The organism is Klebsiella sp. CSG-1, assembly GCF_056521145.1.
The window spans coordinates 116,904-141,003 of sequence record NZ_JBWNLD010000008.1; the positions used below are offsets into that span (position 1 = coordinate 116,904).

20 protein-coding genes are annotated in these 24,100 nt (G+C 56.2%); 10 read left to right on the top strand and 10 right to left on the bottom strand.

Annotation, left to right across the window (positions count from 1 at the left end; translation table 11 throughout):
* Positions 1-300 precede the first annotated feature (300 nt).
* From AC007G_RS19340 to hpaX, 3 genes are all read left to right on the top strand, one after another.
* Positions 301-1,335, top strand: a complete 1,035-nt coding sequence (locus AC007G_RS19340) for a malate/lactate/ureidoglycolate dehydrogenase (RefSeq protein WP_032695238.1) — start codon at positions 301-303, stop codon at positions 1,333-1,335.
* A 186-nt stretch (positions 1,336-1,521) separates the two neighbouring features.
* A complete protein-coding gene (locus AC007G_RS19345) occupies positions 1,522-2,220 on the top strand; it encodes an RluA family pseudouridine synthase (protein WP_032687056.1) in 699 nt (232 codons plus the stop codon).
* Positions 2,221-2,723: 503 nt separating this feature from the next.
* Positions 2,724-4,094, top strand: coding sequence for a 4-hydroxyphenylacetate permease (gene hpaX / locus AC007G_RS19350; protein WP_142630719.1), 1,371 nt, complete (start codon positions 2,724-2,726; stop codon positions 4,092-4,094).
* 108 nt (positions 4,095-4,202) lie between these two features.
* Here the strand turns inward: hpaX and tdcG are convergent, their stop codons facing one another.
* The 7 genes from tdcG to tdcA form a co-directional block, all read right to left on the bottom strand.
* Complete coding sequence (tdcG, locus tag AC007G_RS19355; protein WP_142630692.1) at positions 4,203-5,567, bottom strand: L-serine ammonia-lyase; 1,365 nt, start codon at positions 5,565-5,567, stop codon at positions 4,203-4,205.
* Positions 5,568-5,658: 91 nt separating this feature from the next.
* The gene (locus tag AC007G_RS19360; protein ID WP_032687053.1) at positions 5,659-6,048 is read right to left on the bottom strand and encodes an enamine/imine deaminase; all 390 of its coding nucleotides are present in this window, start codon (positions 6,046-6,048) and stop codon (positions 5,659-5,661) included.
* A 13-nt stretch (positions 6,049-6,061) separates the two neighbouring features.
* Positions 6,062-8,356 carry a formate C-acetyltransferase gene (gene pflB, locus AC007G_RS19365; RefSeq protein WP_032687052.1) on the bottom strand — a complete coding sequence of 765 codons (2,295 nt, stop codon included), beginning with the start codon at positions 8,354-8,356 and terminating at the stop codon, positions 6,062-6,064.
* A 34-nt stretch (positions 8,357-8,390) separates the two neighbouring features.
* Entirely contained in the window at positions 8,391-9,599 is a 1,209-nt protein-coding gene (gene tdcD, locus AC007G_RS19370; protein WP_032687051.1) for a propionate kinase, read from the bottom strand.
* A gap of 28 nt (positions 9,600-9,627) precedes the next feature.
* Positions 9,628-10,959 carry a threonine/serine transporter TdcC gene (gene tdcC, locus AC007G_RS19375; RefSeq protein WP_099001823.1) on the bottom strand — a complete coding sequence of 444 codons (1,332 nt, stop codon included), beginning with the start codon at positions 10,957-10,959 and terminating at the stop codon, positions 9,628-9,630.
* A gap of 20 nt (positions 10,960-10,979) precedes the next feature.
* Positions 10,980-11,969, bottom strand: coding sequence for a bifunctional threonine ammonia-lyase/L-serine ammonia-lyase TdcB (gene tdcB, locus AC007G_RS19380; RefSeq protein ID WP_032687049.1), 990 nt, complete (start codon positions 11,967-11,969; stop codon positions 10,980-10,982).
* 181 nt (positions 11,970-12,150) lie between these two features.
* Positions 12,151-13,089 carry a transcriptional regulator TdcA gene (tdcA, locus tag AC007G_RS19385; protein WP_032695243.1) on the bottom strand — a complete coding sequence of 313 codons (939 nt, stop codon included), beginning with the start codon at positions 13,087-13,089 and terminating at the stop codon, positions 12,151-12,153.
* An 852-nt stretch (positions 13,090-13,941) separates the two neighbouring features.
* Here tdcA and AC007G_RS19390 point away from each other — a divergent pair.
* Genes AC007G_RS19390 through AC007G_RS19410 form a run of 5 tightly spaced genes read left to right on the top strand, consistent with a single transcriptional unit; the run spans position 13,942 to position 18,634 of the window.
* A complete protein-coding gene (locus tag AC007G_RS19390; RefSeq protein WP_131063695.1) occupies positions 13,942-15,030 on the top strand; it encodes an ABC transporter ATP-binding protein in 1,089 nt (362 codons plus the stop codon).
* Entirely contained in the window at positions 15,023-15,652 is a 630-nt protein-coding gene (locus AC007G_RS19395; protein ID WP_032687046.1) for an ABC transporter permease, read from the top strand. The genes AC007G_RS19390 and AC007G_RS19395 overlap by 8 nt, the downstream gene beginning before the upstream one ends.
* On the top strand, positions 15,652-16,320 hold the full coding sequence (locus AC007G_RS19400; protein WP_032687044.1) for an ABC transporter permease: 669 nt from the start codon (positions 15,652-15,654) through the stop codon (positions 16,318-16,320). The genes AC007G_RS19395 and AC007G_RS19400 overlap by 1 nt, the downstream gene beginning before the upstream one ends.
* Positions 16,321-16,363: 43 nt before the next feature.
* A complete protein-coding gene (locus tag AC007G_RS19405) occupies positions 16,364-17,263 on the top strand; it encodes an ABC transporter substrate-binding protein (protein ID WP_032695244.1) in 900 nt (299 codons plus the stop codon).
* Positions 17,264-17,305: 42 nt separating this feature from the next.
* A complete protein-coding gene (locus AC007G_RS19410; RefSeq protein ID WP_142630693.1) occupies positions 17,306-18,634 on the top strand; it encodes an LLM class flavin-dependent oxidoreductase in 1,329 nt (442 codons plus the stop codon).
* A 55-nt stretch (positions 18,635-18,689) separates the two neighbouring features.
* Here AC007G_RS19410 and AC007G_RS19415 read toward each other — a convergent pair whose 3' ends face one another.
* Together AC007G_RS19415 and AC007G_RS19420 are read right to left on the bottom strand one after the other, a co-directional pair.
* Complete coding sequence (locus tag AC007G_RS19415; RefSeq protein ID WP_136893778.1) at positions 18,690-19,484, bottom strand: phosphate/phosphite/phosphonate ABC transporter substrate-binding protein; 795 nt, start codon at positions 19,482-19,484, stop codon at positions 18,690-18,692.
* Positions 19,474-20,472 (bottom strand): fatty acid desaturase, encoded by a 999-nt coding sequence (locus AC007G_RS19420; protein WP_099972937.1) that lies wholly within the window; start codon positions 20,470-20,472, stop codon positions 19,474-19,476. The genes AC007G_RS19415 and AC007G_RS19420 overlap by 11 nt, the downstream gene beginning before the upstream one ends.
* 447 nt (positions 20,473-20,919) lie before the next feature.
* Between AC007G_RS19420 and AC007G_RS19425 the strand changes: the two genes are divergently transcribed.
* On the top strand, positions 20,920-21,363 hold the full coding sequence (locus tag AC007G_RS19425; protein ID WP_032695247.1) for a 6,7-dimethyl-8-ribityllumazine synthase: 444 nt from the start codon (positions 20,920-20,922) through the stop codon (positions 21,361-21,363).
* A gap of 101 nt (positions 21,364-21,464) precedes the next feature.
* Here AC007G_RS19425 and AC007G_RS19430 read toward each other — a convergent pair whose 3' ends face one another.
* Positions 21,465-22,637, bottom strand: coding sequence for an ROK family transcriptional regulator (locus AC007G_RS19430; RefSeq protein WP_064793242.1), 1,173 nt, complete (start codon positions 22,635-22,637; stop codon positions 21,465-21,467).
* A gap of 211 nt (positions 22,638-22,848) precedes the next feature.
* Here AC007G_RS19430 and AC007G_RS19435 point away from each other — a divergent pair, with 211 nt between their 5' ends.
* On the top strand, positions 22,849-24,093 hold the full coding sequence (locus AC007G_RS19435) for an extracellular solute-binding protein (protein ID WP_032699419.1): 1,245 nt from the start codon (positions 22,849-22,851) through the stop codon (positions 24,091-24,093).
* Positions 24,094-24,100 lie beyond the last annotated feature (7 nt).

Consider the following 24,100-nt stretch of genomic DNA (forward strand, 5'->3'; position numbering starts at 1 on the left):
ATCATCAACCCACCGATCGCCGTCATATCCTGAGGCGTATTTAAAAAAGTCGATTTATCCTGAAGCCATTCCTCGGGAATAATAAATGATTTATTGCTATATATTATTCCCGTTATTCCGGACGTCCGCAGGTGATAACAGTTAAATGACATCATGGTCTATTTTGCCGGCAAGAATTAACACCCGGTTATCACTATGCGTTTTCCAGATATATAAAGTCAGTTTCTGTCGTTATGTTAAGAAATAAACGGCGCTATAGTTTGCCGCTCATATTATTGAGTGGAAAACCAGGGAGCGATTATGCCGGTTTTTAATCATGATGAGCTGCGTCGCTATTTACGCCAGCACCTGCAGGAGGCCGGAGTCGCAAAGGCGGTTGCCGGGGAAGTAGCGGATAATCTTGTCGAGTCGTCGCTGCAAGGCCATGACTCACATGGGGTCACGCTTATTCCCCGCTATATCGAGGCCATTCGCGCCGGAGAACTCGATCCGCAGGCAACCCCGCAACTGCTTCGCGATGCCGGGCCCGTGATCTCGTTTCACGGCGGCAACGGTTTTGGCCAGCTGACCGGTCGGCTGGCGATGGAACAGGCTATTTTGCGGGTGCGGCAGTTTGGCGTTTGCATTATGGGACTGGCGCAGACCCATCATCTTGGGCGCATCGGCGCCTGGGCGGAACAGGCGGCGGCGGAGGGGCTGGTATCCCTGCACTTCGCTAACGTCGGCGCCCGCTCGGTGGTGCTGCCGTTCAACGGCCAGCGCCCGCGCTTCGGCACCAACCCTTTCTGCGTCGGTATTCCTGTCGCCGGCAAGCCGCCGGTAGTCCTTGATTTCGCGACCAGTACCATTGCCGGCAATAAAGCGCGGATCGCCTGGAATGCGGGCCGGGAGCTACCGCCCGGCTGCGCCGTGGATAACGTGGGCAACCCGACCCGCGATCCGCGCTGGCTGATGCAGGAGCCGCTCGGCGCGCTGCTGGCGTTCGGCGCCCACAAAGGTTCCGGTCTGGCGCTGATCTGCAGCCTGCTCGGCGCGGCGTTGACCGGCGGCGAAACCGAGAGCGCCCCGCCCCCCGCCGGGCCCGGCATCATCAACAATATGCTGTCGATCGTCTTCGACCCGTCCCTGCTCGGCGCGGGGGAGCACTACACCGCGGCGGTGGCCGACATGCTGGCATGGACCCGCACATCGCGAGACGACGACGGGCTGCTGCTGCCCGGTGAGGCAGAGCAGCGGCAGCGGCAATTTCGCCTGCAGCACGGTATCGAAATTGATGAGGTCAGCTGGCAGCAGTTCAAAGCGCTGGAAGGCGCCCTGTCTACGCCGCATCCTTGAGATAACCACATCGGTAATCCGTCGGGCCCGGTAGTCAGGCGCCGTAGCGAACGCCAGCGACGGCGGCGTTCATGAGGTGATACCGCAGGAACGGCCTGGCGATATTCCTCCCGCGGATCCTCGCCGCAATCGCCAGCGGGCGGAAAATTCGCTATTATCCGCCCCACCCTTTTCAGGCTCCTGTTCATGTCCACCATCGTCGATACTTTTATTGCCCCTCCCTGCTACGAATCCATCGCGATCCTTTATCAGGACGAGCATCTGCTGCTGATCAATAAGCCCGCCGGGCTGCTCAGTCTGTCGGGGAAGAATCCGCAGAATCTCGACTCGGTGCACCATCGGCTGGTGCAACAATTTCCCGGCTGTACCCTCGTTCACCGTCTGGATTTTGGTACTTCCGGGCTGATGGTGGTAGCCAAAAATAAAACGATCAATGCGGCGCTGAGCCATCAGTTCAGCCAACGTTCGGTGACAAAGGTATACAGCGCCCTGCTGTGCGGGCATCTCCATGAGGATGAAGGCGCCATCGACGCCCCCATTGCCAAAGATCCGGCGCGCTTTCCGCGCATGGCCATTTGCGCCATTAACGGCAAGCCAGCCCGTTCCCGCTACCGGGTGACAGAACGCCTCACCCGTGAAGGCGCAGAGGGTAGCCTGCTGCCGCTGAGCCGGGTACAGCTGTTCCCGGAAACCGGGCGCACCCACCAGCTGCGGATCCATTGTCAACTGCTGGGGCACCCGATTCTGGGCTGCGATCTCTACGGTGGCCTGACGTGGCCGGGCAGCGCACGCGCGCCGCGGCTCATGTTGCATGCCAGCGAACTGCATTTTGTTCACCCTGTCAGCGGCGAGCCCGTCACCGCGCGCAATGCCAGTCCGTTCTGAATCTCCCGACGGCGGATGGTCGCCGCAGCGTTTTAAAACTGGCTTCATTATTATGTAGCAAGCTAATAAAAATGAATCATATTGATGGCAACAGGCATTAACCGGTTCCCCCCTCCGATACGGGCGTGGAGTTATGGGCTAATTACATGAATATTCAAGTAAATAGTTATATTCGCTCTCTCCACAACGGCACATAAGCTCTTTGTTTGTTCGTTTTTGTCACACCCTGACTTCCCTACACCGCCGCCCAACCGCTCTTTTTTTGCCTCATCGTAAACGCGAATCTCCGGATATCCACCGACTGAACACGCCAGCCCTGACGCATTATCCCCAGGCGATCTGGCTCTCATTATGATTCCAATATGTCGGTTAAGTAACAATTCTGTATCATTTATTGAACATTAAATTGACGTTCTCCCTGTCTGTTTTCTATACGTTTAGCCGACCTGTTGACCAATACTAATAATCACAATGTGGAGCTTTTGATGAACAATAGTCCTTCAATGGAACAGACCCGCTCCGAGGTACTGGTCCCGCCCTCCTCTGCGGCGAGACCTCTGGATGCACGTCAGCAATCCGTCATCAATAAACTATTTCGTCGCTTAATTGTTTTTCTCTTTATTCTGTTCGTATTCTCCTACCTCGACCGTATCAACATTGGCTTTGCCGGCCTGACCATGGGCAAAGATCTGGGGCTCACCAGCACCATGTTCGGTCTGGCCACCACCCTGTTTTACGTGATGTACGTGATCTGCGGCATTCCCAGCAACATCATGCTCAGTATCGTCGGCGCCCGCCGCTGGATCGCCATTTTGATGGTGGTCTGGGGGATAGCCTCCACCGCCACCATGTTCGCCACCGGCCCGAACAGTCTTTACGTGCTGAGAATGCTGGTGGGAATTGCCGAAGCCGGCTTCCTCCCGGGACTGTTGCTGTACTTAACTTTCTGGTTCCCGGCGCAATACCGCGCCCGCGCCAACGCCCTGTTTATGATTGCGATGCCCGTCACCATGGCGCTTGGCTCGCTGGCTTCCGGGTATATTCTTAATCTCGACGGCGTGCTGAATCTGAAAGGCTGGCAGTGGCTCTTTTTGCTGGAAGGGTTTCCGTCGGTGCTGCTCGGACTGGTGGTGTGGTTCTGGCTTGATGACAGCCCGGATAAAGCCAAATGGCTGACTGCCGATGATAAAGCCTGTTTAAAAGAGATGCTGGATGCCGACCGCGCGGTGCTACAGCAATCGCGGCTCAGCGAAGCCAGCCTGCCGCTGTCTCAGCGCAGCATGCTGCGGGAGCTGTTTACCCCGGTTATCATGCTCTACACGCTGGCCTATTTCTGCCTGACCAATACCCTGAGCGCCCTCAGCGTCTGGACGCCGCTGATTCTGCGCAGCTTCAACGAGCAGAGCAGTAATATCACTATCGGGATCCTGAGCGCGATTCCGCAAATCTGTACCATCGTCGGGATGATCTGGTGGAGCAAACGCTCCGACCGCCTGAAGGAGCGCAAGCTGCATACGCTGCTGCCCTATCTGTTCGCGGCGGCGGGCTGGATGCTCACCGCGTCCAGCAGCAACCCGCTGCTGCAGTTCACCGGGATCGTGATGGCTTCCGCCGGCGCCTTTGCCGCGATGGTCATTTTCTGGACGACTCCTGACCAGTCAATTTCTCTGCGCGCGCGGGCGCTGGGGATTGCGGTGATCAACGCGACCGGCATGACCGGCGCGGCGCTGGGGCCGCTGTTGATGGGCTGGCTGAAAGACGTCACGGGGAATTTCAACGCCGGTATCTTTATGGTCGCCGGGTTCCTGGTGCTGGGCGCGGTGGTGATTGCTTTGATTCCGATGAAAACGGCGGTGAAACAAAGCACCCTGTAAGCGCTGACCGTCTGATTTTCCTGCCGATAAGGCATCAGGGGGCGGCAATCTGCCGCCCCTGATATTGTGCCCGCCGGGCCTTGCGCTCCCCCGCTATTGCCACGCGACCTACACGCAGAGCACTTTTATCGCCAGCCCGCCGCGGGAGGTTTCGCGGTATTTATCATTCATATCCTTGCCGGTTTCGTACATCGTTTCGATAACCTTATCCAGCGAAACATGTGGCTCTGAGGTGCGACGCAGCGCCATACGCGCCGCATTGACGGCCTTAACCGCGTTAATCGCATTGCGCTCAATACAGGGAATTTGCACCTGCCCGGCAACCGGGTCGCAGGTGAGGCCGAGGTTGTGCTCCATGGCGATTTCCGCCGCAATGCAGACCTGTGCCGGGCTGCCGCCAAGCAGTTCGGTCAACCCTGCCGCCGCCATCGAGCAAGCGACGCCAATCTCCCCCTGACAACCGACTTCAGCCCCGGAAATCGACGCATTCATTTTATACAGCGCGCCAATCGCGCCCGCCGCCAGCAGATAGCGCGCCAGCGAACCGGCGTTGACCGGACGGCGGAATTTATCGTAATAGGCCAGCACGGCGGGAATTATTCCGCAGGCACCATTGGTCGGCGCCGTCACCACTCGCCCGCCGGCGGCATTCTCTTCACTGACCGCCAGGGCGAACATATTGATCCAGTCAATGACGTTCATCGGGTCGCTGGAGAGGCTATCGCTGGAAACTAGCCGCCGCCTTAACGCCGCCGCGCGACGCGGAACATTCAGCGGGCCGGGCAACCCCCCTTCGGTGTTCATTCCGCGCTCGATACCGTCGCGCATCACCGCGTAGATGCGCATAAAACCAGCGTCAATCTCCGCCTGACTGCGCAGCGCCAGCTCGTTTTGCCTCATCAGTCCGGAGACCGACAGGCCGTTGCGTTCGCAAAGCCGCAGCAGTTCGCTGGCGGAACGAAAATCATAGGGCACCGCAACCTCGGCATCCGGCGTCCCCCCGTAGGCTCCCTCTTCGACGATAAAACCGCCGCCGATCGAATAGTAGGTCTGACTCGCCCACGCCTGTGCGCCACTCCAGGCGGTTATACGCATCCCGTTTTCGTGATACGGGAGGGTTTGCGGGTGAAACACGATGTCGTCCGCCATCTGAAAGTCTACGCTCTGCACGCCGTTGGCGATCGGCAGGCGCCCGCTGTGCATCACCTGCTGAATAAATGCCGGCATGCCGTCAATATCGACATTTTGCGGGCTGTTTCCCGCCAGTCCCATAACAATCGCGACATCGGTGGCATGACCTTTACCGGTCAGCGACAGAGAACCATACAGGTCGACCACGATGCGCGTGATAGGGGCGATGTCGCCCATGCTCACCAGCTGGTCGATAAAACGTTTTCCGGCATTCATCGGCCCTACGGTGTGCGAACTGGAAGGACCAATGCCGGGTTTAAAAATATCGAATGCGCTAATCATATCCCCATCCTCGGGTTGCCGTTGCGTGGAGAACAGAAGTCACAGGAATTGGACGGCAGGGCAAAAACAGGTTCGCCCCGCCGCCGTTGCCTCAGAGGTCGCGTACCGCGATGGCTTCAATTTCCAGCTTCACATCCTTTGGCAGGCGGGCAACCTGCACGCAGCTGCGCGTCGGGTAGGTCGCCTGATGCTCATCAAAGAAGTGCTGATAGACCTGATTGATGGTGGCAAAGTCATTGAGATCGGTAATGAATACGGTGGTCTTCACGATGCTGCCCACCTCCAGCCCCGCCGCCGTCACGATCGCCTTAACGTTTTCCAGACTTTGACGCGCCTGATCGGCCACGCTGTCGGCAATCTTTCCCGTCTGCGGGCAGACCGGAATCTGTCCCGATGTCATGACCTGATAGCCGAGGTCGACGCCCTGAACATAGGGGCCAATGGCCCCCGGCGCGTGTGGGGTTGCAATTATCTTTCTCATCGTTCCTCCGGCGCTACAGCGCCTGGGTAAAGGTGCGTGAAATGACGTCCTGCTGCTGTTCGCGGGTCAGCGCATTGAAGCGCACGGCGTAACCGGAGACGCGAATCGTCAGGTTCGGGTAGTTTTCCGGGTGTTCGATGGCATCGAGCAGCATATCCCGGTTCATGACGTTGACGTTCAGGTGCTGTCCGCCCTCAACGTGCGCTTCGTGGTGGAAGTAGCCGTCCAGCAGCCCCACCAGGTTGGTTTTGCGCGTGGTTTCCTCTTTGCCCAGCGCGGCGGGGACAATAGAGAAGGTGTAGGAGATACCGTCTTTGGCGTAGGTGAACGGCAGCTTAGCGACGGAGGTTAATGACGCCACCGCCCCTTTGCGATCGCGACCGTGCATCGGGTTCGCCCCCGGCGCGAACGGCGTACCGGCCCGGCGACCGTCCGGGGTATTGCCCGTTTTCTGCCCATAGACCACGTTGGAGGTGATGGTCAGAATCGACTGGGTTGGGACAGCGTTGCGGTAGGTCGGCAGCACTTTAATCTTCTTCATAAAGCGTTCGACCAGATCGCAGGCGATACTGTCAACCCGCTGATCGTTGTTGCCATACTGCGGATAGTCGCCTTCGATGACAAAATCAACCGCCAGCCCGGTATGGTCGCGGACCGGTTTTACCTTCGCGTACTTGATAGCCGACAACGAATCGGTCGCCACCGACAGCCCGGCGATGCCGCAGGCCATGGTGCGATACACGTCGCGGTCATGCAGCGCCATCAGCGAAGCTTCATAGCTGTACTTGTCGTGCATATAGTGGATGATGTTGAGCGCGCTGATGTACTGCACCGCCAGCCAGTCCATAAAGTGATCGAGGCTGTTCATCACCGTGTCATAGTCGAGCACCTCATCCATCAGCGGCGCCGTTTTCGGCCCGACCTGAATTTTCAGCTTCTCATCCACGCCGCCGTTAATCGCGTACAGCAGGGTTTTCGCCAGATTGGCGCGCGCGCCGAAGAACTGCATCTGCTTGCCGATAATCATCGGACTGACGCAGCAGGCAATGGCGTAGTCGTCGCTGTTAAAATCGACCCGCATTAAGTCATCGTTTTCATACTGTAATGAGGAGGTGACGATGGAGACCTGAGCCGCATATTTTTTGAAGGCGATCGGCAACGCTTCTGACCAGAGTACGGTGAGGTTTGGTTCCGGGGCCGGCCCCATGGTATGCAGCGTATGCAGATAGCGATAGGCGTTTTTGGTCACCAGCGTCCGCCCGTCCAGCCCCATGCCACCGATCACTTCGGTCGCCCAGATAGGGTCGCCGGAGAAGAGCGTGTCGAATTCCGGCGTGCGCAGGAAACGCACCATGCGGATCTTCATGATGAAGTGGTCGATCAGCTCCTGAGCCTGCTGCTCGGTTAAGCGCCCGCTGTTGAAGTCGCGCTCAATGTAGATATCGAGGAAAGTGGCGGTGCGGCCCAGCGACATGGCGCCGCCGTTTTGCGATTTGACCGCCGCCAGATAGGCAAAATAGACCCACTGTACCGCTTCCTGGGCATTGCACGCCGGGCGAGAGATATCGCAGCCGTACTTCGCCGCCATCTCCTGCATTTGCAGCAGCGCGCGGCGGTGTTCTGCCAGCTCTTCGCGCAGGCGAATCGTCGCTTCCAGATTCTGCCCGTACTCCAGGCTGGACTGCAGATCGGCAAACTGCAGCTCGCGTTCGCGCACCAGGTAACGAATACCGTACAGCGCCACGCGGCGATAATCGCCGATAATGCGCCCGCGGCCGTAGCCGTCCGGCAGCCCGGTCAGCACGCCGGATTTGCGACAGCGCAGCATATCCGGCGAATAGGCATCGAACACCCCCTGATTGTGCGTTTTGCGCACGTCGGTAAACAGATATTCAAAGTGCGGATCCATTTCACGACCGTAGGCATCGAAAGAACTTTTGATCATGTTGATGCCGCCGAACGGATGCAGCGCGCGCTTCAGCGGTTGCTCCGTTTGCAGCCCAACGATCTTTTCCAGTTCCTGTTCAATATAACCGGCAGCATGCGCGGTAATCGAGGTGGCTATATTGGTATCGAAATCGACCGGGGCGTGGGTCGCATTTTCAATATGTATTCCCGCCATCACTTTTTCCCACAGTGCGGTGGTTGCCGGCGTGGCCTCGGCAAGAAAGGATTCGTCCCCTTCATATGGCGTATAGTTGTGCTGAATAAAATCACGGACATTAATTTCTGCTTGCCAGTCCGTCCCTTTAAAACCTTGCCACGCTTCGGCATACAGCATATCGCTGGTATCGATATCTACCTTCATGAAAAATAGTCTCTCTGCAGGACAAAAAAATAAATTATGCAAATTCCACTTGTGCGTTAATTTTCCCTAAGTGAATCGCATCGAGGGCAATCATTTTCTCTTCATTGGTCGGGATAACCGCGCAAATAACCCGGGCGGAGTCGGTGGAAATAATTCTTTCGCCGTGGGAATTGGGCAGGCTATTCATGTCAGGATCGAGGGTGACCCCCAGTACCGCCAGATGTTCAATCACCAGGCGACGAATTAATAACGAGTTCTCACCGATACCGCCGGTAAAAATAATTCCGTCGAGACGATGTAGCGATGCGGCATGACCGGCAATATGGCGGGCAATCCGATGGACAAAGGTTTTAATCGCCAGCCGGGCGCGCTCATGACCGGCGTGCCAGGCCTTCTCCAGCACCCGCAGATCGGAAGAGAGGCCGGAAATGCCAAGCAGCCCGGACTCCTTGTTCACCACCCGCTCAAGGTCGCTGAGGGTCTGGTTGGTTTCGCAGGCGATCCATGCCATGGCGCCGAAGTCGACATCGCCACAGCGGGTGCCCATCATGAGCCCTTCCAGCGGCGTCATCCCCATTGAGGTATCCACGCTCTGCCCGTTGCGCACGGCGCAGATAGAGGCACCGTTGCCCAGGTGGGCGATAACCAACCCGGAATCCGCTTCCGGGAGCGCCAGCAAGGTCTGCGCCCGCTGAGCGACATAGCGATGCGACGTGCCGTGAAAACCGTAGCGGCGCACGCCGAGCTCCTCAAAATACTTCCACGGCAGCCCATAGAGATAGGCCTCTGGCGCCAGCGTCTGGTGGAAGCTGGTATCAAACACCGCCACCTGCCTGACCCCCGGAAAGAGCTGTTGCGCTGAGGCAATGCCGCTAAGATTGGCGTAATTATGCAACGGCGCTAATGGCGACACCCGACGGATATTGTCAATCACCTCCTCGGTAATCACCACGGACTGCGTAAATATATTTCCGCCGTGGGCAATACGGTGGCCAATTAAGGCCACGCTGTCGATTAACGACCGTTTTTCCAGTTCAAAGGCAATGGCCTTTAAGGCGCCCTCGTAGTTACGCTGAGCCAGCTTAACTGGCTCTCCGTCGTTGATAGATAAAAAAGCGTTTTCAGAATTAATCCCGTCGGCAATTCCCGCCATTAAAACATCACAGCTGCTTGCATCAAGGACTGAAAATTTAATAGAAGACGATCCACAGTTAATGACCAGTACTACCGGGAATTCATTCATTTCATCACTCCGTTGATCCTGAGCTGAATTAAAACAGTTTGTAGACGATATTCAGAATGGTCAGTAAACCCACCGTGGTGACGAACACGTTATCCAGCCGGCCGCGATATTTCGCCAGCGACGGCGCTTTACGGATGGCATACATCGGTAACAGACACAATAGTGAGGCAATAATTGGCGCGCCCATCGCTTCAATCAGGTCGAGGATATTTGGGTTGGCATACGCCACCACCCAGGTGGAACCCATAATAAAGACCATGCTGATGGTGTTGAGCTTGCGGGTAGAAACTTTGGTTTTATCACCTTTATAGCCGAACTTGAGAACCAGTCCGTTCAGCCCTTCGAGGGTACCGAGATAGTGGCCGAAGAACGATTTGAAAATAGCCACCAGGGCGATAATCGATGCGCCGTACTCCAGTACCGTTGCAAAGGTCGATTTGCTGCCGGACATGGAGGCAAAGTGGTTCGCCAGGTAAGAGAGCACCGGAATGTTCTGCGCTTTCGCATCCGCCATGTTTTCCGGCGACAGCGTGAACAGGCAGCTGAAGGCGAAGAACATCACCACCGCTACCATCAACATACTGGCGCGGGAGATAATCTGCGAACATTTGCGCTCGGTAAAATCGCGGCCGTAATCCTTTTCATACTCTTCCCGCTTAGAGACCACAAACGAGGAGACAATCGGCGAAAAGTTAAAGGAGAAAACCATGATAGAAATCCCCAGCCACACGGTCACGAGGATGCCATCGTGCCCGGTTAAGGCGATATCACTGAGGTTCACCTGATCGATAACCGCAGCGTTCCAGTAGGGAATCAGCGACAGGGAAATCAGCACCAGGCTGGCGATGAACGGAAAGACCAAGAAGCTCATCACTTTAACCATCAGATCCTTACCGAACCAGATGACAAACGCCATCAGCAGCAGCAGGAACAGCGCCACAAAGCCGCGGTTCAGCGCCGGCATCTGCAGCTGGTTTTCCCAGAAGGTCATAAAGGTGTTGGTAATGGTGACGCCGTAAATCCACAGTAGCGGGCAAATGGCGAAGAAGTAGAGGAGCGTGATGACCACGCCACCCGTTTTCCCGAAATGCTCTTCCACCGTCTCGGTGATGTTACCGGAGGCATTCGAACCGGACAGACAGAGCCGGGCCAGCGCCCGGTGGCAATAAAAGGCGATCGGATAGGCTAAAACCAGCATTAAAAGAATCGGGATTAAACCGCCAAATCCGGCGCGAATGGGGAAAAAGAGCACCCCGGCGCCGATGGCCGTACCAAATAATCCCAGGGTCCACGTGGTGTCCGATTTACGCCAGGATGACTGTCTTGTCTCGCTGGATACAATGCTATCAGTAGTACTCATATCCTGTCCTCAACATAAGATTAAGCGTCAACTAAACCAGTAATTTGCGAAACGCGAGAAAGATCGATATTGCCACCAGAAATAATGCTGACGGTTTTCCGGTTCTGAATATAGCTATCTAACTTCCCGCTTAATAAGGCGGCGCAGGCTAACGCCCCGGCACCTTCGGTAATAACTTTATTGCGCTGAATTAATGCGATCATGCTATTGCGGATTTCATCTTCACTGACCAGAACAATATCATCGACGAGTTCGCGAACGATTTCGTAAGTGAGATTTCCCGGACGTGAAACATCGCAGCCATCGGCCAGGGTGCCGGTCGTTCGGTGACTGGTAATCGCGCCGGCGTAATAAGATGCGGCCATACCGTGGACATTTTCTGATTGCACGCCAATAATTCGAATTGTCGGGTTAATCGATTTAATCGCTACCGCGATCCCGGCAATCAGACCACCGCCGCCGATGGGCACAATCACATTATCGACATCATAAAGATCTTCCATGATTTCCAGACCAATGGTTCCCTGCCCGGCAATAACTTTGGCATCGTCATACGGAGGAATAAATATGCGACCTTCCATTTCGACAATTTCGCTGACTTTAGCGATGGTGTCATTGAAGTTGTCACCGTGGAGGATCACCTCCGCCGAATAATCACAGGTGGCGGCGACCTTGGATTTCGGCGCCCCTTTTGGCATCACCACTTTGCCGTCGATTCCCAGCATGGCGCAGGAGAGCGAAACCCCTTGCGCATGGTTGCCGGCGGAACATGCCACCACGCCCTTACGCTTTTCAGCTTCGCTGAGTGAACTGAGTTTGTTAAAGGCGCCGCGGATTTTAAACGACCCGGTGCGTTGCATATTCTCAAACTTGAGGAATATTTCACCTTTACAGCGCTCACTAAAATAATTAGAGCGCGGCATGCCTGTTTTATAAATCTTTCCTGCCAGTCTTTTCTTTGCTTCGAGGATATCGTCAATGGCAACCGGGAGATCGTATGTAATATGCATTATAGCCTCTTAACTGGATATCAAATAATAATCCCGTCATGTTTCAAAGCGTATTTATCCCGGCAGGATTATGTTCCCACCAACGCTACGATTTGAATTATTCAGGGTATAGTTAGCCGGTACCACCGGCTGATAATCAGCGCGATGATATGAATTTATAACCAAGAATAAATCTGTTTAACTAATCAACTTCAATTAATTGTCTTTTTCTGCAACCGCCAGATGCTGAATATTCTTTTGCTAATTCCACCAATACCGAGGCGGCATTTTTAATGCGGTAATTCTTTGACCAAATTGCCGCATAGCGGGCAACGGGTAAGGCTTCGGTAATCGGGATGGTAATAAACTGGTTGGAGCCAAAGGGCGTCGTCATATCGCAAGGAATAACTGTCAGGAAATCAGCATTGAGAACAAGATTATAAATTGTGACGACGGAGTCGGTTTTAACGATGTTTTCACTGTTGATGCCGCTGCGCTGTAGCGTGGTGAGGAGTTCACTGTAGTAACCCATGTTGGTTTGCGGCAACACCCACTGTTCGTTCTGCAACGACGCCAGCGTGGTGGTGCCGGTGCATGTTCGTGACTTGCTGGCCACCAGCACAAACTCCGATTCAAACAGCGGCTCCACGTGCAGATCGTGGAGCTTCATTTCATCACTCAGTGTGCCAATGGCGAAATCAAGCCGCCCGTCGCGAATGGCCGGCAGAAACGAGGAGAGCTGCGCTTCGTACATCGATACCTGGGCTTTAGGAAACACTTTCTTAAACTTGTGAATCATGTCAGACATAAAGGTGAAGCCAATCAGCGACGGAAAACCGAACGAGACGTCGACGACCGTGTTACAGGTCATGCTGTGCATTTCATTGACCATATTTTTCATTTCACGGGTAATGGATTCCGACCAGGACAGCAGCACCTGACCGGTATTGGTCAAGGTGACGCCGGTATTTTTACGCACCACCAGTTCCGTGCCAAAATATGCCTCAATGTCATTAATGATCTTACTCACTGCGGGCTGAGTTAATCCTAATTCTTTTGCTGCCGAGCCGATGGAACCGCTTCTGATAACTTCCTGGAAAACGACCAGGTGCTGTGTTTTTGGCAGAGGAATCGTATTCATATCAACCTGCTTTAATTATCTTTTCGACGCGGTGAAGTGTACCAAATGGCGATCGCAGGGTTATGTGAGACCACTCACAAACACCTCTGACAGATATTTCCCTGACCAATTCACACAGAAATAAATACAACAATATCAATGCATTAGTAATTAAATGTCGATTTTTTGCATGATTTTCGTCAAAAAAAGATGCGGGGATAACAATATTTTATGGGGATAACAAAGGCTAATTTTTGAGCTATTTTGAAAGAAGTTAAACATGATATTTCAACCTTCAGCGTGCAATTATTCAGCGATATTGTTATGCAACTGTTAGTGTAAAAAATAAAATATAATGAGAAATCAGGTTTTTCTTTTTTTAAAAATCGTATGGGGTCACACTTTTCGCCCCTGGTTGTTTGTAAAAGTATCTTTCATTCATTATTGCGCAAAATAACAGACACAACGCATTAGCATTTTGCATACAATTTTAACTCTGCATTTTTCATAATTTTTAGCACGTAATTTCTTGATTAAAATCAAATGTAACTTTTCATACGACAAAAACTTTCATCCATAGACGTTTGTGCCATACATCACAAATTCTGAAATCAATATTCTGCGCCTCCCCCTTTCATCGCGCCAAACGGCAGCAGAATCGTCGTTTTCGCCACGCCTGCAGAACAAAAACGCGCCCTGTGCGGCCGGGCCAGATAAAAACTGCGTTCTGGTGGGACAGAATTGAACAGATTCCAACTATGCAATTGCGAATAACGTATTTGCCCTCCCCATAGCCGCTCTGTAATTTGTATTTTATTCGTGCCGCCGTAAAAGCCATAAATTCTCAATAAATTCAGAGTGCTACAATTCCCCATGATCAGATTAGAAAACATTCACAAGACCTATCCCGGCAGCGCGCATGCGGCAATACGCGGCCTTAACCTGATGATTAATAACGGTGAATTCTGCACGTTTGTCGGCCCCAGCGGATGCGGCAAAACCACAATCCTGCGCATGATTAATCAACTCGATAAACCGGACGCCGGCAGCGTTTATGTCCAGGGCGTTAACATCGCGCAGGCCGATATCATTCAGGTGCGGCGTAAAATTGGCTTTGTCATGCAAAGCGCCGCGCTGTTTCCCCATCGTACCGTGGCGCAAAATATCGCCACGGTCCCTCGCCTGCTGGGCTGGCGTAAAGCGCAAATTCGCGCCCGCATCGATGAACTGGTGGACTTAATGTCGCTAGACCGTCATCTGCTGGCGCGCTACCCGCATCAGCTCTCCGGCGGGCAGCAGGGACGCGTCGCCATTGCCCGGGCGTTAGCCGCCGATCCGCCGATTCTGCTGATGGACGAACCCTTCGCCGCCATTGACCCGGTGGTCCGCGAGCGTCTGCAGGATGAGCTATTGCTTATTCAGCAGCGCCTGCATAAGACCATCGTGCTGGTGACGCATGACATCAATGAGGCCATACGGCTGGGAGATAAGATCGCCATCTTCCAGGAGGGGGGCGTGCTGGCGCAGTGTGATACGCCGGACCGGATTCTGGCGCACCCGGCGAGCGAGTTTGTCCAACGCTTTATCGGTCCCGAACCCAACCTGAAACGGCTGGGGATGATTCAGGTCGGCCAGCTACCGCGACATGATGTCACGCTGGTTGACGAAGGTTTATCCCCGATAGCCACCGCGCATCCGACGGTCACCAGCCCGCTGCGGCTGGTGCTGGATAAAGAACGCCGTCCCCTCCACTGGTTCGACCCGGATAAACGCGTCACGCTGCCGATTGTTCAGCCGCTGCAGGCCCTGAATACGCTGCGTTTTGCCTATAGCGCGCTGCTGGATGCGCCGGGGGGCGTGCTGGTGCACGTGGACAGCAATGGTCAATATCAGGGCACCATTTCTCATGCCCTGCTCCAGCATGTGCTGGATGGCCACGTGGAAATTCGCCGCTATGATTGACTGGCAGTGGATGGTTGACAACAAAATCCTGATTGGCGAACTGCTGTGGCAACATACGCAGCTGGTCTGCATCTCGCTGTTTTTTGGCACGCTGTTAACGGGCGCGCTGCTGGTCGTAACGCTACGCTGGCCCGCCACCGCTCAGCCTTTGATTTATCTTTGCGGGGTCATCTTTACTATCCCGTCGCTGGCGTTATTTATTCTGTTACTGCCCTTTACCGGCCTGTCGCTGACAACCTCGGTCATCGGCTTAACCATCTATTCACTGTTGATCCTGCTGCGTAACGTTATCGCCGGAATCGAAAAACTGCCCGCCGCCGTGCTGGAGTCGGCGCGCGCGCTCGGCTACACGCGCCACTACCGGTTTATGGATATTGAGTTACCTCTGCTGGTGCCCTCTCTGTTTGCCGGTCTGCGGATTGCCTCCGTGACGCTGGTGGGGCTGGTCACCGTCACCGCGCTGATTGGCCAGGGCGGTCTGGGGCAATTGCTGCTGGCGGGCTTTAATCAGGATTTTCTCACTCCCATTGTTGTCAGCCTGGCATTAAGCCTCGTGCTGTCGTTTTTACTGGACTCGCTGATCGCCCACGTTGGCTATTGGCTTACGCCCTGGGCACGCTAATGGATATATTACTGGCCACCGTCCGCTGGTTTTCACAACCCGAACACTGGTTCGGCGATGCGGGTATTTTACTGCGCCTGCGCGAGCATATTTATTATGTGCTGATCAGCATCGCTTGCTCATCGGCCATCGCTTTGCCGCTGGGTATTGCCCTCGGCTACTGGCGGAAAGGCGCCTTCCTTATTATTAATCTGTTTAATATTGGCCGCGCCATTCCCTCATTAGGGCTTATTTTGCTATGCATTATTTTATTTGGTTTTAATGATGTGCCGGTTTTTGCCGCGCTGGTGGCCATGTCGATTCCCCCCGTGCTGACCAATACCTGGGTCGGTATTTATCATGCCGATCGCCCGCTTTGCGACGCCGCCACCGCGCTGGGAATGACGCCATGGCAAAGCCTGTGGCAACTGCGTATCCCGCTGGCGGCGCCGCTGATTATCGCCGGACTGCGCACCGCGCTGGTACAGCTGATCGCCACCGCCGTGGTCGCCGCCTACGCCGGCCTGGGCGGTCTGGGGCGCTTCCTGATCGACGGTCTTGGTCAGCGCGATATTCCACAGGTTATTGCCGGGTCGCTGGTAGTCTCGCTACTGGCTATCGGCAGTGAACTGCTGTTCAGCTGCTGTAGCCGGAAATGGAGTCATACCGCCATCGCACCAGAGTATTAAACAACAACCACAACCATAAATCATCTGCATATAAAGAGGCACTATGAAGCATATATTGGGGTTCCCTGTTAACGCCCGACGGTTCCGTTTATCTCTCCTCGCCGCTGGATTATTCAGCTTGAGTTTTAGTGTACTGGCAGAAAGCGTAACTATCGGCGGAGCCAATTTTACGGAGAGCTCTATTCTCGCCAATATTTACGCCAGCGCGCTAAAGAAAAAGAATATCGAGGTCAAAACCCGGCTTAATCTCGGCAACCGCGAGATTATTCTGCCGGCGCTAAAGAGCGGCGAGATTGATATTGTGCCGGAATATCTTGGCGCCCTGCTTAACTATTATGACGGGAAAACCCTGGCTACGCGCCAGAGCGACGTGAGCGCCGAGCTGGCGAAAGTACTGCCCGCCGATTTCACGCTGCTTGACCCCTCCCCGGCCACGTCGATTACCGCCTGGGCGGTACGCGCGGACACGGCAAAGAAATACCAGTTGACGAAACTGTCCGATCTTCAGCCTATCGCCCATCAACTGACCATCGGCGGGCCGCCGGAGCTGGCGGTGCGCGCACTCGGCTTACCGGGGCTCAAGCGCGTCTACGGACTTGAGTTTAAGGCGGTGAAATCGCTGGATATGGGCGGGCCGCTGACTCGTCTGGCGCTGAACTCCGGCAAAATCGACGTCGCCACGGTGGTCTCTACCCAGGGCAATCTGGCCAAAGAGGATTGGGTGGTCTTAGCCGACGATAAGCACGAACAGCCCAGCCAGAACGTCGTGCCGCTGGTGCGCAAAGCCAGCCTGTCGGCGAACGTCAGCAGCGTGCTCAATGCGGTCTCCGCCAGACTCGACAATGCGGCGCTGATTGCGCTGAACCAGCAGGTGGATCTTCAGCATAAGGACCCGGCGGCCGTGGCCGAACAATGGGTTAATGCCAACCTGACGACCCCTTAATCATCCGGCCAGGGAGTGGCCATCAGCCAAATGAGCGCGACGATGTCTAAAAACCCGATGATTCTGAATCTGTTCTTCTTCAATCCCCAGGGCGATTATCGCTTCTCCTGGCGTCACCCGCAGGCGCCGGGAAAAGAAATTTTTACCCTTAGTTATTATGCCGAACTGGCCAGGAAAGCCGAGGCGGCCACGCTCGATGCCATTTTTATTGCCGATCATATTGCTATCTGGGATACGGTGCCCAGCGGTCTGACCCACTACGCCAACGCCCGGCTGGAACCCATCACCCTGCTCGCCGCGCTGGCGGCCGTCACCGAGCATATTGGCCTGATGGGGACGGCGTCGACGTCGTATAACGAACCCTACAACCTTGCACGCTACTTTGCCTCGCTCGATTTCCTGAGTAATGGCCGGGCAAGCTGGAATATCGTCACCTCGTGGCTGGAGGAAGAGGCGGCCAATTTCGGCCTCCGGCAGTTGCCCCGGCACGACAACCGCTATCAGCGCGCCGGTGAATTTATTGATGTCGTCACCCGGCTTTGGGACTCCTGGGAAGAGGATGCCGTCCTGTACGACAAAGCGAGCGGTCTGTTTGCCGACAAACAGAAAGTCCATCACCTCGACCATCACGGCGAATTCTTTAACGTTCGCGGACCGCTGAACGTGTCGCGCCCGCCGCAGGGCCATCCGCTGCTGGTACAGGCCGGATCGTCGGAGGCAGGGAAAGAGCTGGCGGCAACCTGGTCAGATATGCACTTCGTGTTTATTAAATCCGTTGCAGAGGGGCTGCGCTATCGCCAGGAGATGAACCAGCGGCTGCTGGCGAAGGGACGTGACCCGGCACACTTCAAAATCATCGCCGGCGTGCTGCCGGTGGTGGTGAACTCCAGTGGCGAAAAGGAGGCTCGTCAGCAGCTCAACAACCGGTTGATGAGCGATCGAATGGCCATCGACCTGCTCTCTTCCTACCTGCGTATGGACCTCTCGACCTGCGCTGTCGACCAACCGCTGCCGCCGCTGCCGGATGAAGAGACGTTTGACGGCATTCGCACCGCGCTGCGGCTGATCCGCGACTACGACCCGGCGCTGACCATACTGGAACTGGGCCGCTTACTGCTGCAAAGCTCCGATAGCTGGCTGCTGATTGGCAGCGCAGAAGAGGTCGCCAACGGGCTTATCGAGATCTGGCGCGCCGGCGCTGCCGATGGATTTAACTTGATGTTCCCGCTATTGCCTGGCGATTTTGACCGTTTTGTCGAGCAGGTGGTGCCGATTCTTCAGCGCAGCGGTGCCATGAAAAAGAACTATCCGCCGGGTACGCTGCGGGAAAAACTGGGCTTGCCGAAGGCCGATAACCGCTTTGCCCGCTAGCAGGCGGCAACCTACGCGACGCCTTGACCGGAGGAGGTCAACCTTCTCCGGTCTGTCAAAGTTGCGTCACGCCCAGTTGTCGCGCCTCTTCGCGCCACGCCAGCAGTCTGGAATAGGGCTCCCGGGTCACCGGGCTGAAACCGCAGATAAACTGCGCGTCGCAGCGCTCCCGATATTGCGCATCGCTGACCAACTGCCGCAGCGCCGATCGCAAACCGGCCAGGGTTTGCGCTGTCGTTTGCGGCCCGGTAATCAGCGGCAGCCCTGGCGCCGACGGCGTCTGGCCGATAACACACAACCCCTCCAGTACCGCAGGTTCATGGCGCGCCAGCAGCGCCCAGCTAACGCAGTCGATGGCGGCAATATCGCCCGCCCCCTGCTGTAAGCCGAGCAGCGACTGTCGGTGGCTGCCGCTGAAATTGACCCCGGAAAAAAAGCGCCCCTCGTGGGCGAGCGGAGCCACCATTTTCAGTAAGACGTTATAACCTGACTGCGAATCGGGCGAATTGCAGATCGCCCGCCGCCCACGGAAATCGGCAAGCGGCCGCACGTTATCCGCCTTACGGGCCACCAGCAGGCTGCGGTAATCAATCCCTGCGCAGCCGGGCGCCGAATAGTGAAAACAGCCCACCGTCTGAACCTCCGGCAGCAGCGTCGCCAGCGGGTAGCCGCAAGTCTGGCTCAGCAGCAGATCCGGCTGACGCCAGTGCGAAAGTAAGTCCGTCGGCGGCGACGATGGTGAACTCACGGCAATGCCTCGGGCGAGCAACAGCTCCCGCACCGCGGCTTCTAACGCCTGGTTCTCCGGCGGGTGAAGCGCGTACATCGGCAAATTCACGCTATGACTCATCACTTTCTCCCGCCTGCTCTCCTGCCCGGGAGGCTTTCCCGATCCCCGGATGGGCGTTCACCGCCACCGCGCTGAAGAAAAAGGCGCGCAGCCACTCACCATAGCCGCGCACCACGAACCCGTGATTACGCTGCTGGTAGCGCTCCCGCTCCAGCAGATAGAGTTTTCTCAGACCGTACCACGGTACGCCGGGCAGATCATGATGCACGGAGTGGTAGTTCAGGTTCAGAAACAGCAGCCGCCACAGCAGCCCGGCCTCATTGATGACCGAGCGCGCCAGCGGGTCGTCAGCGGCCCGATGCTCGAGGAAGGAGCGAATTTTGGTCAGCGCCAGCGCCGGGTAGCTGATGACCACCACGAAATAGAGCGGCGAAAAATCACAGCGTGCCATCCACGTCAGGAGTGCGGCCAGCAATCCGCCGTGAACCAGCCACATGATCATCGCTTTCCCCTGGCGATAGCGAAAGGCGTTCACCGCGCTGGCGAGCGTTTGCACAATATCCAGCAGCGGGGCCAGCAGCAGACGGCCGAAAAACGTATTGCGCAGATGTATCACTTTACGCTGCCAGGGCGAGAAACGGCGCCAGCTTTCGGCGCTAAAATAGTAGGATTCGGGGTCATCCACCGGCACCGTCAGCCGGTCGTTATTGTGGTGCGCCAGATGCGAATCGCGATAAAGCCCGTAGGGATACCACACCGCCAGCGGTAGCGTGCCCAGCAGCTGATTACACCACCGCCAGGGCGTCGGGTGGCCGTGGATCAGCTCATGCTGCAACGACATGTACCAGGCGGTAAACCAGATGAGCAGCACGGTCGCCGGGAAAAGCCCCAGCGTCTGCCAGTAGATCAGGGTCATAAACCAGCCGCTGTAGACCGCAATAATTAATAGCCAGGTGGGTAATTCGCTGCGCCACAACCAGCGGCGGGAAAGCTGGCGAATCAGATCGCGTTGCTGCTGATGCAGATACTTCGACGAGTGCTGTGTCATCACTACCGGTACTCTCTCCGCGTAACTTTTTGCCTCCAGAAGATGAGAGAAAACGCGGAAAATAACAAAGTATTTAAATCACTTAGCTTTGCCAGAAAATGATGATGCGCGCACTTTTCTGCCCGGCGGGATAGCGCCCCCGGCCCCCATGAGACGCCCGCGCCGCCCGCAGGCCGAGAACAGGTATTCCACGGCGTGCGGCGGATAAAAACGGCTATCGTCTCTTGACATAACAGTATAATGTTAACGACCGGATCCCGTCCGAACGCTGCTGAATGCGCCAGCGCTTTTGGCTAATGAGACAGGACCTGAGCTCCGTGTGAAAGCGCGTAAACCGAGCGAATGAGAGCATCGCCCGGTGGGGGCCTGAAACGGCTCGCGGAGTATAAGACCTGAAGATCAACATTCTTTGACTCGCCTGATGCGGTCATTTTACAGGAGTATGCCATGCCATCGTTAAACGTCGCCTTTATCAAAGCTAACTGGCACAGTGACATCGTCAGCCAGGCGCAGAGCGGTTTTCAGCAGGAGCTGGACCGTCAGCAGGTTGATTATTCGCTCGACAGCTGGGATGTCCCTGGCGCATTTGAAATGCCGCTTCTGGCGCAGAAGCTGGCAAAAAGCGGACGCTATGATGCCATCGTGTGCGCCGCGCTGGTGGTCGATGGCGGTATCTATCGCCATGACTTTGTCGCCCAGGCCGTGGTCAGCGGTCTGATGCAGGCCCAGCTGGCCACCGAAGTCCCGATGTTCTCCGTCTCTCTGACGCCGCACAACTTCCAGCCTGCCGACGAGTTCATCGATTTTTACAGCCAGCATTTCATCAAAAAGGGTCAGGAAGCCGCCAGAGCGGTACTGCAGATCCACAACTTGCCGCTGGCGAAAGAGTGAATCAACGCCTTTAACCGCGTGGTCCGAGCCCCCGCCGGCGGTCCTTTGCGTGGGCTCATCCGCGACGCACGGTGCGGGCGGTGCTGAATTGCGCCGGCGGCCTACTTCATCAATGCCTGAAACTGCGGATTAAACTCATCAAAGATCGGCAGTGCGGCAGCGCCGAGGGCGGCGGTGTCGGTGCCCGTCATCCCCATTTTCACCCGCATTGCCGGGAGATAACGCCCGCGCACCGACTGATACAGCGGCGGCAGGCGGGCCAGCACTTTCTCCAACAGCGGCGCGGGCATCATGCCGCCGACCACCACCGTTTCCGCATCGAAAACGCATTCCAGCAAATTAATGGCCTGGCGCAGCGACGGTAACGCCGTCTCCACCCAGCGATCGAACAGCGACGCCTCCACCGCCAGCAGGTCCTCGGGCAGCGCCCGGTAGGGGTCGAGACCGCAAAACTCATAGGCCGCCTGCAGAGAAACGTAGCGTTCAAGGCAGCCCTGGTTACCGCAGTAACAGACGCGCCCTCCCGGTTGCACCACGATATGCCCGACCTCTCCGGCGTTGTGGGCGTGGCCGGTATAAATATGGCCGTCGGTGAAGATCCCGGCGCCAAGCCCGGTGCCGATATACAGATAAACAAACGAATTCAGCTGGCGCGCCACCCCGTGGAAGCGCTCGCCGATAGCCGCCACCGTGGCGTCATTCTCCAGGGTGACCGGCAGACCGCTTATCCGCTCCAGCTCCGACGCTACATCCACCCCCTCCCAGCCGTTGAGAGTGGTCGGCCCGGTCGATGAAATGCCCTCCACGCCAAACGGCCCAGGCATCACTACGCCAATGCCCAGCACCCGACTCCAGTCGAGCCCGGGCAGCGCTTTCATCTCCTGCACCACCTCGGCAATGCGGGCAAAGGTGGCACCAGGTTGGGGCTTTTGCACCAGAATGAGCCGGCGGAAATGGATCTCGCCGGTGAGATCCACCAGCACGATGATCAAGGTTTGATGGTCGAGATGGATCCCGATGGACCACGCGCTGGCGGGGTTGAGGCTCACCGGCACCGCCGGCTGACCGCGTCCTGCGGCGCGACGCGGTTCATGGCTGGTGAGCAACCCCATCTGCTGTAGCTCGGCGACAATATTGGAGACCGTTTGCGGCGTCAGCGCGGTAATTCGCGCCAGCTCCGCCCGGGTCAGCGTACCGTGCAGACGCACGGCCTCAATCACCACCCGCCGGTTGTGTACTCGCGCGTGTTCAAGGTTCGTTCCCGAGGTTTTCATTCCGTCCCTTCCTGGTCGCATCATGCTGCAATTCTAGCCAGCGTCACAATTCGCGCAACGACATTCTCCTCCCCCCTTTCGGGTGGCATAAGCTTTGCTACGCTTATGCTAAGGGCCACGAATGACGTTTGGGCCGTATTGTCGCCCCGATTAAATCAATCAAATTGATTTAATAAATCATATCCCTCTTTTCAGTACCGCGGAGAGCAACATGAACGACTACAGTGCATTTCGGGTTAAAGCCGGTCTGCTGGCTATGCTGGTCATCAGCGGGAGTGCGGCGGCGGCCACCCAGGTTAACGCCCTGTTTATGACCCAGGCGGCGTACAGCGAAAATGACATTCGCGCCATGACCGCCGATTTCGAAAAACAAAACCCGGATATCAAAATCAACCTTGAGTTCGTCCCCTACGAAGCGTTGCATGACAAAATCGTTGCCGCACGCGGAGCCGGCGGCAACGGCTACGACGTGGTGCTCTTCGATGCCATCTGGCCTGCCGAATTTAGCCACTTCGATCTCCTGCAGGATGTCTCGGCACGTATTCCCGTCGCCGAACGGGAGAAGGTTTTCCCCGGCGCCATGAATACCGTGGTTTACAAAGGCAAAACGCTGGGCATGCCGTGGATCCTCGACACCAAGTATCTTTACTACAACAAAGCGATGCTGGACAAAGCCGGGATCAAGCAGATGCCGACCACCTGGCAACAGGTGCTGGACGACGCCAAAATCATCAAGGATAAAGGTATCGTTAAATACCCGCTGGTGTGGAGCTGGTCGCAGGCAGAAGCGCTGGTGTGCGACTACACCACCCTCGTCTCCGGGTTTGGCGGGCAGTTTTATCAGAACGGCAAACTGGACTTTTCCACTCCGGCGTCGTTGAAAGCAGTTACGCTGATGAAACAATCGCTGGATGACGGGTTAAGCAATCCGGCCTCCCGTGAATATCTGGAAGAGGATGTGCGCAAGGCCTTCTCCAACGGCGACGCGGCATTTGCCCTGAACTGGACCTATATGTACAACATGGCCAACGACCCGAAACAAAGTAAGGTAGCGGGCGATGTCGGCATTATGCCGGCCCCCGGCGATACGCCGGACAAACCCGGCGCGGTGAACGGCTCAATGGGGTTAGGCATTGCCAAAGCCAGCCAGCATCCGGAACAGGCGTGGCAGTATATTCACTATCTGACCTCGCAACCGGTGCAGGATAAATATGCGAAGCTGAGCCTGCCGGTGTGGAAATCCTCCTATCAGGACCCGGCGGTGGCGAAAGGTCAGGAGAGCCTGATCGCCGCAGCGGATAAATCGCTGAACGTGATGCTGTCGCGTCCGGAAACCGCGGACTACTCGCGCCTCTCCAACGCCTTACAACAGCAGCTTCAGGCCGTTCTGCAGGGCAAGGCCGCCCCGGATGCCGCGATGCAAGCCGTCGACAAAAGCGCGGCGCGCCTGCGTTAAGGACATT

Excerpts from the sequence above, each read along its gene's own strand:
- AC007G_RS19340 (WP_032695238.1), top strand. The coding sequence starts at position 301 with ATGCCGGTTTTTAATCATGATGAGCTGCGTCGCTATTTACGCCAGCAC.
- AC007G_RS19345 (WP_032687056.1), top strand. The coding sequence starts at position 1,522 with ATGTCCACCATCGTCGATACTTTTATTGCCCCTCCCTGCTACGAATCC.
- hpaX (WP_142630719.1), top strand. The coding sequence starts at position 2,724 with ATGGAACAGACCCGCTCCGAGGTACTGGTCCCGCCCTCCTCTGCGGCG.
- tdcG (WP_142630692.1), bottom strand. The coding sequence starts at position 5,567 with ATGATTAGCGCATTCGATATTTTTAAACCCGGCATTGGTCCTTCCAGT.
- AC007G_RS19360 (WP_032687053.1), bottom strand. The coding sequence starts at position 6,048 with ATGAGAAAGATAATTGCAACCCCACACGCGCCGGGGGCCATTGGCCCC.
- pflB (WP_032687052.1), bottom strand. The coding sequence starts at position 8,356 with ATGAAGGTAGATATCGATACCAGCGATATGCTGTATGCCGAAGCGTGG.
- tdcD (WP_032687051.1), bottom strand. The coding sequence starts at position 9,599 with ATGAATGAATTCCCGGTAGTACTGGTCATTAACTGTGGATCGTCTTCT.
- tdcC (WP_099001823.1), bottom strand. The coding sequence starts at position 10,959 with ATGAGTACTACTGATAGCATTGTATCCAGCGAGACAAGACAGTCATCC.
- tdcB (WP_032687049.1), bottom strand. The coding sequence starts at position 11,969 with ATGCATATTACATACGATCTCCCGGTTGCCATTGACGATATCCTCGAA.
- tdcA (WP_032695243.1), bottom strand. The coding sequence starts at position 13,089 with ATGAATACGATTCCTCTGCCAAAAACACAGCACCTGGTCGTTTTCCAG.
- AC007G_RS19390 (WP_131063695.1), top strand. The coding sequence starts at position 13,942 with ATGATCAGATTAGAAAACATTCACAAGACCTATCCCGGCAGCGCGCAT.
- AC007G_RS19395 (WP_032687046.1), top strand. The coding sequence starts at position 15,023 with ATGATTGACTGGCAGTGGATGGTTGACAACAAAATCCTGATTGGCGAA.
- AC007G_RS19400 (WP_032687044.1), top strand. The coding sequence starts at position 15,652 with ATGGATATATTACTGGCCACCGTCCGCTGGTTTTCACAACCCGAACAC.
- AC007G_RS19405 (WP_032695244.1), top strand. The coding sequence starts at position 16,364 with ATGAAGCATATATTGGGGTTCCCTGTTAACGCCCGACGGTTCCGTTTA.
- AC007G_RS19410 (WP_142630693.1), top strand. The coding sequence starts at position 17,306 with ATGTCTAAAAACCCGATGATTCTGAATCTGTTCTTCTTCAATCCCCAG.
- AC007G_RS19415 (WP_136893778.1), bottom strand. The coding sequence starts at position 19,484 with ATGAGTCATAGCGTGAATTTGCCGATGTACGCGCTTCACCCGCCGGAG.
- AC007G_RS19420 (WP_099972937.1), bottom strand. The coding sequence starts at position 20,472 with ATGACACAGCACTCGTCGAAGTATCTGCATCAGCAGCAACGCGATCTG.
- AC007G_RS19425 (WP_032695247.1), top strand. The coding sequence starts at position 20,920 with ATGCCATCGTTAAACGTCGCCTTTATCAAAGCTAACTGGCACAGTGAC.
- AC007G_RS19430 (WP_064793242.1), bottom strand. The coding sequence starts at position 22,637 with ATGAAAACCTCGGGAACGAACCTTGAACACGCGCGAGTACACAACCGG.
- AC007G_RS19435 (WP_032699419.1), top strand. The coding sequence starts at position 22,849 with ATGAACGACTACAGTGCATTTCGGGTTAAAGCCGGTCTGCTGGCTATG.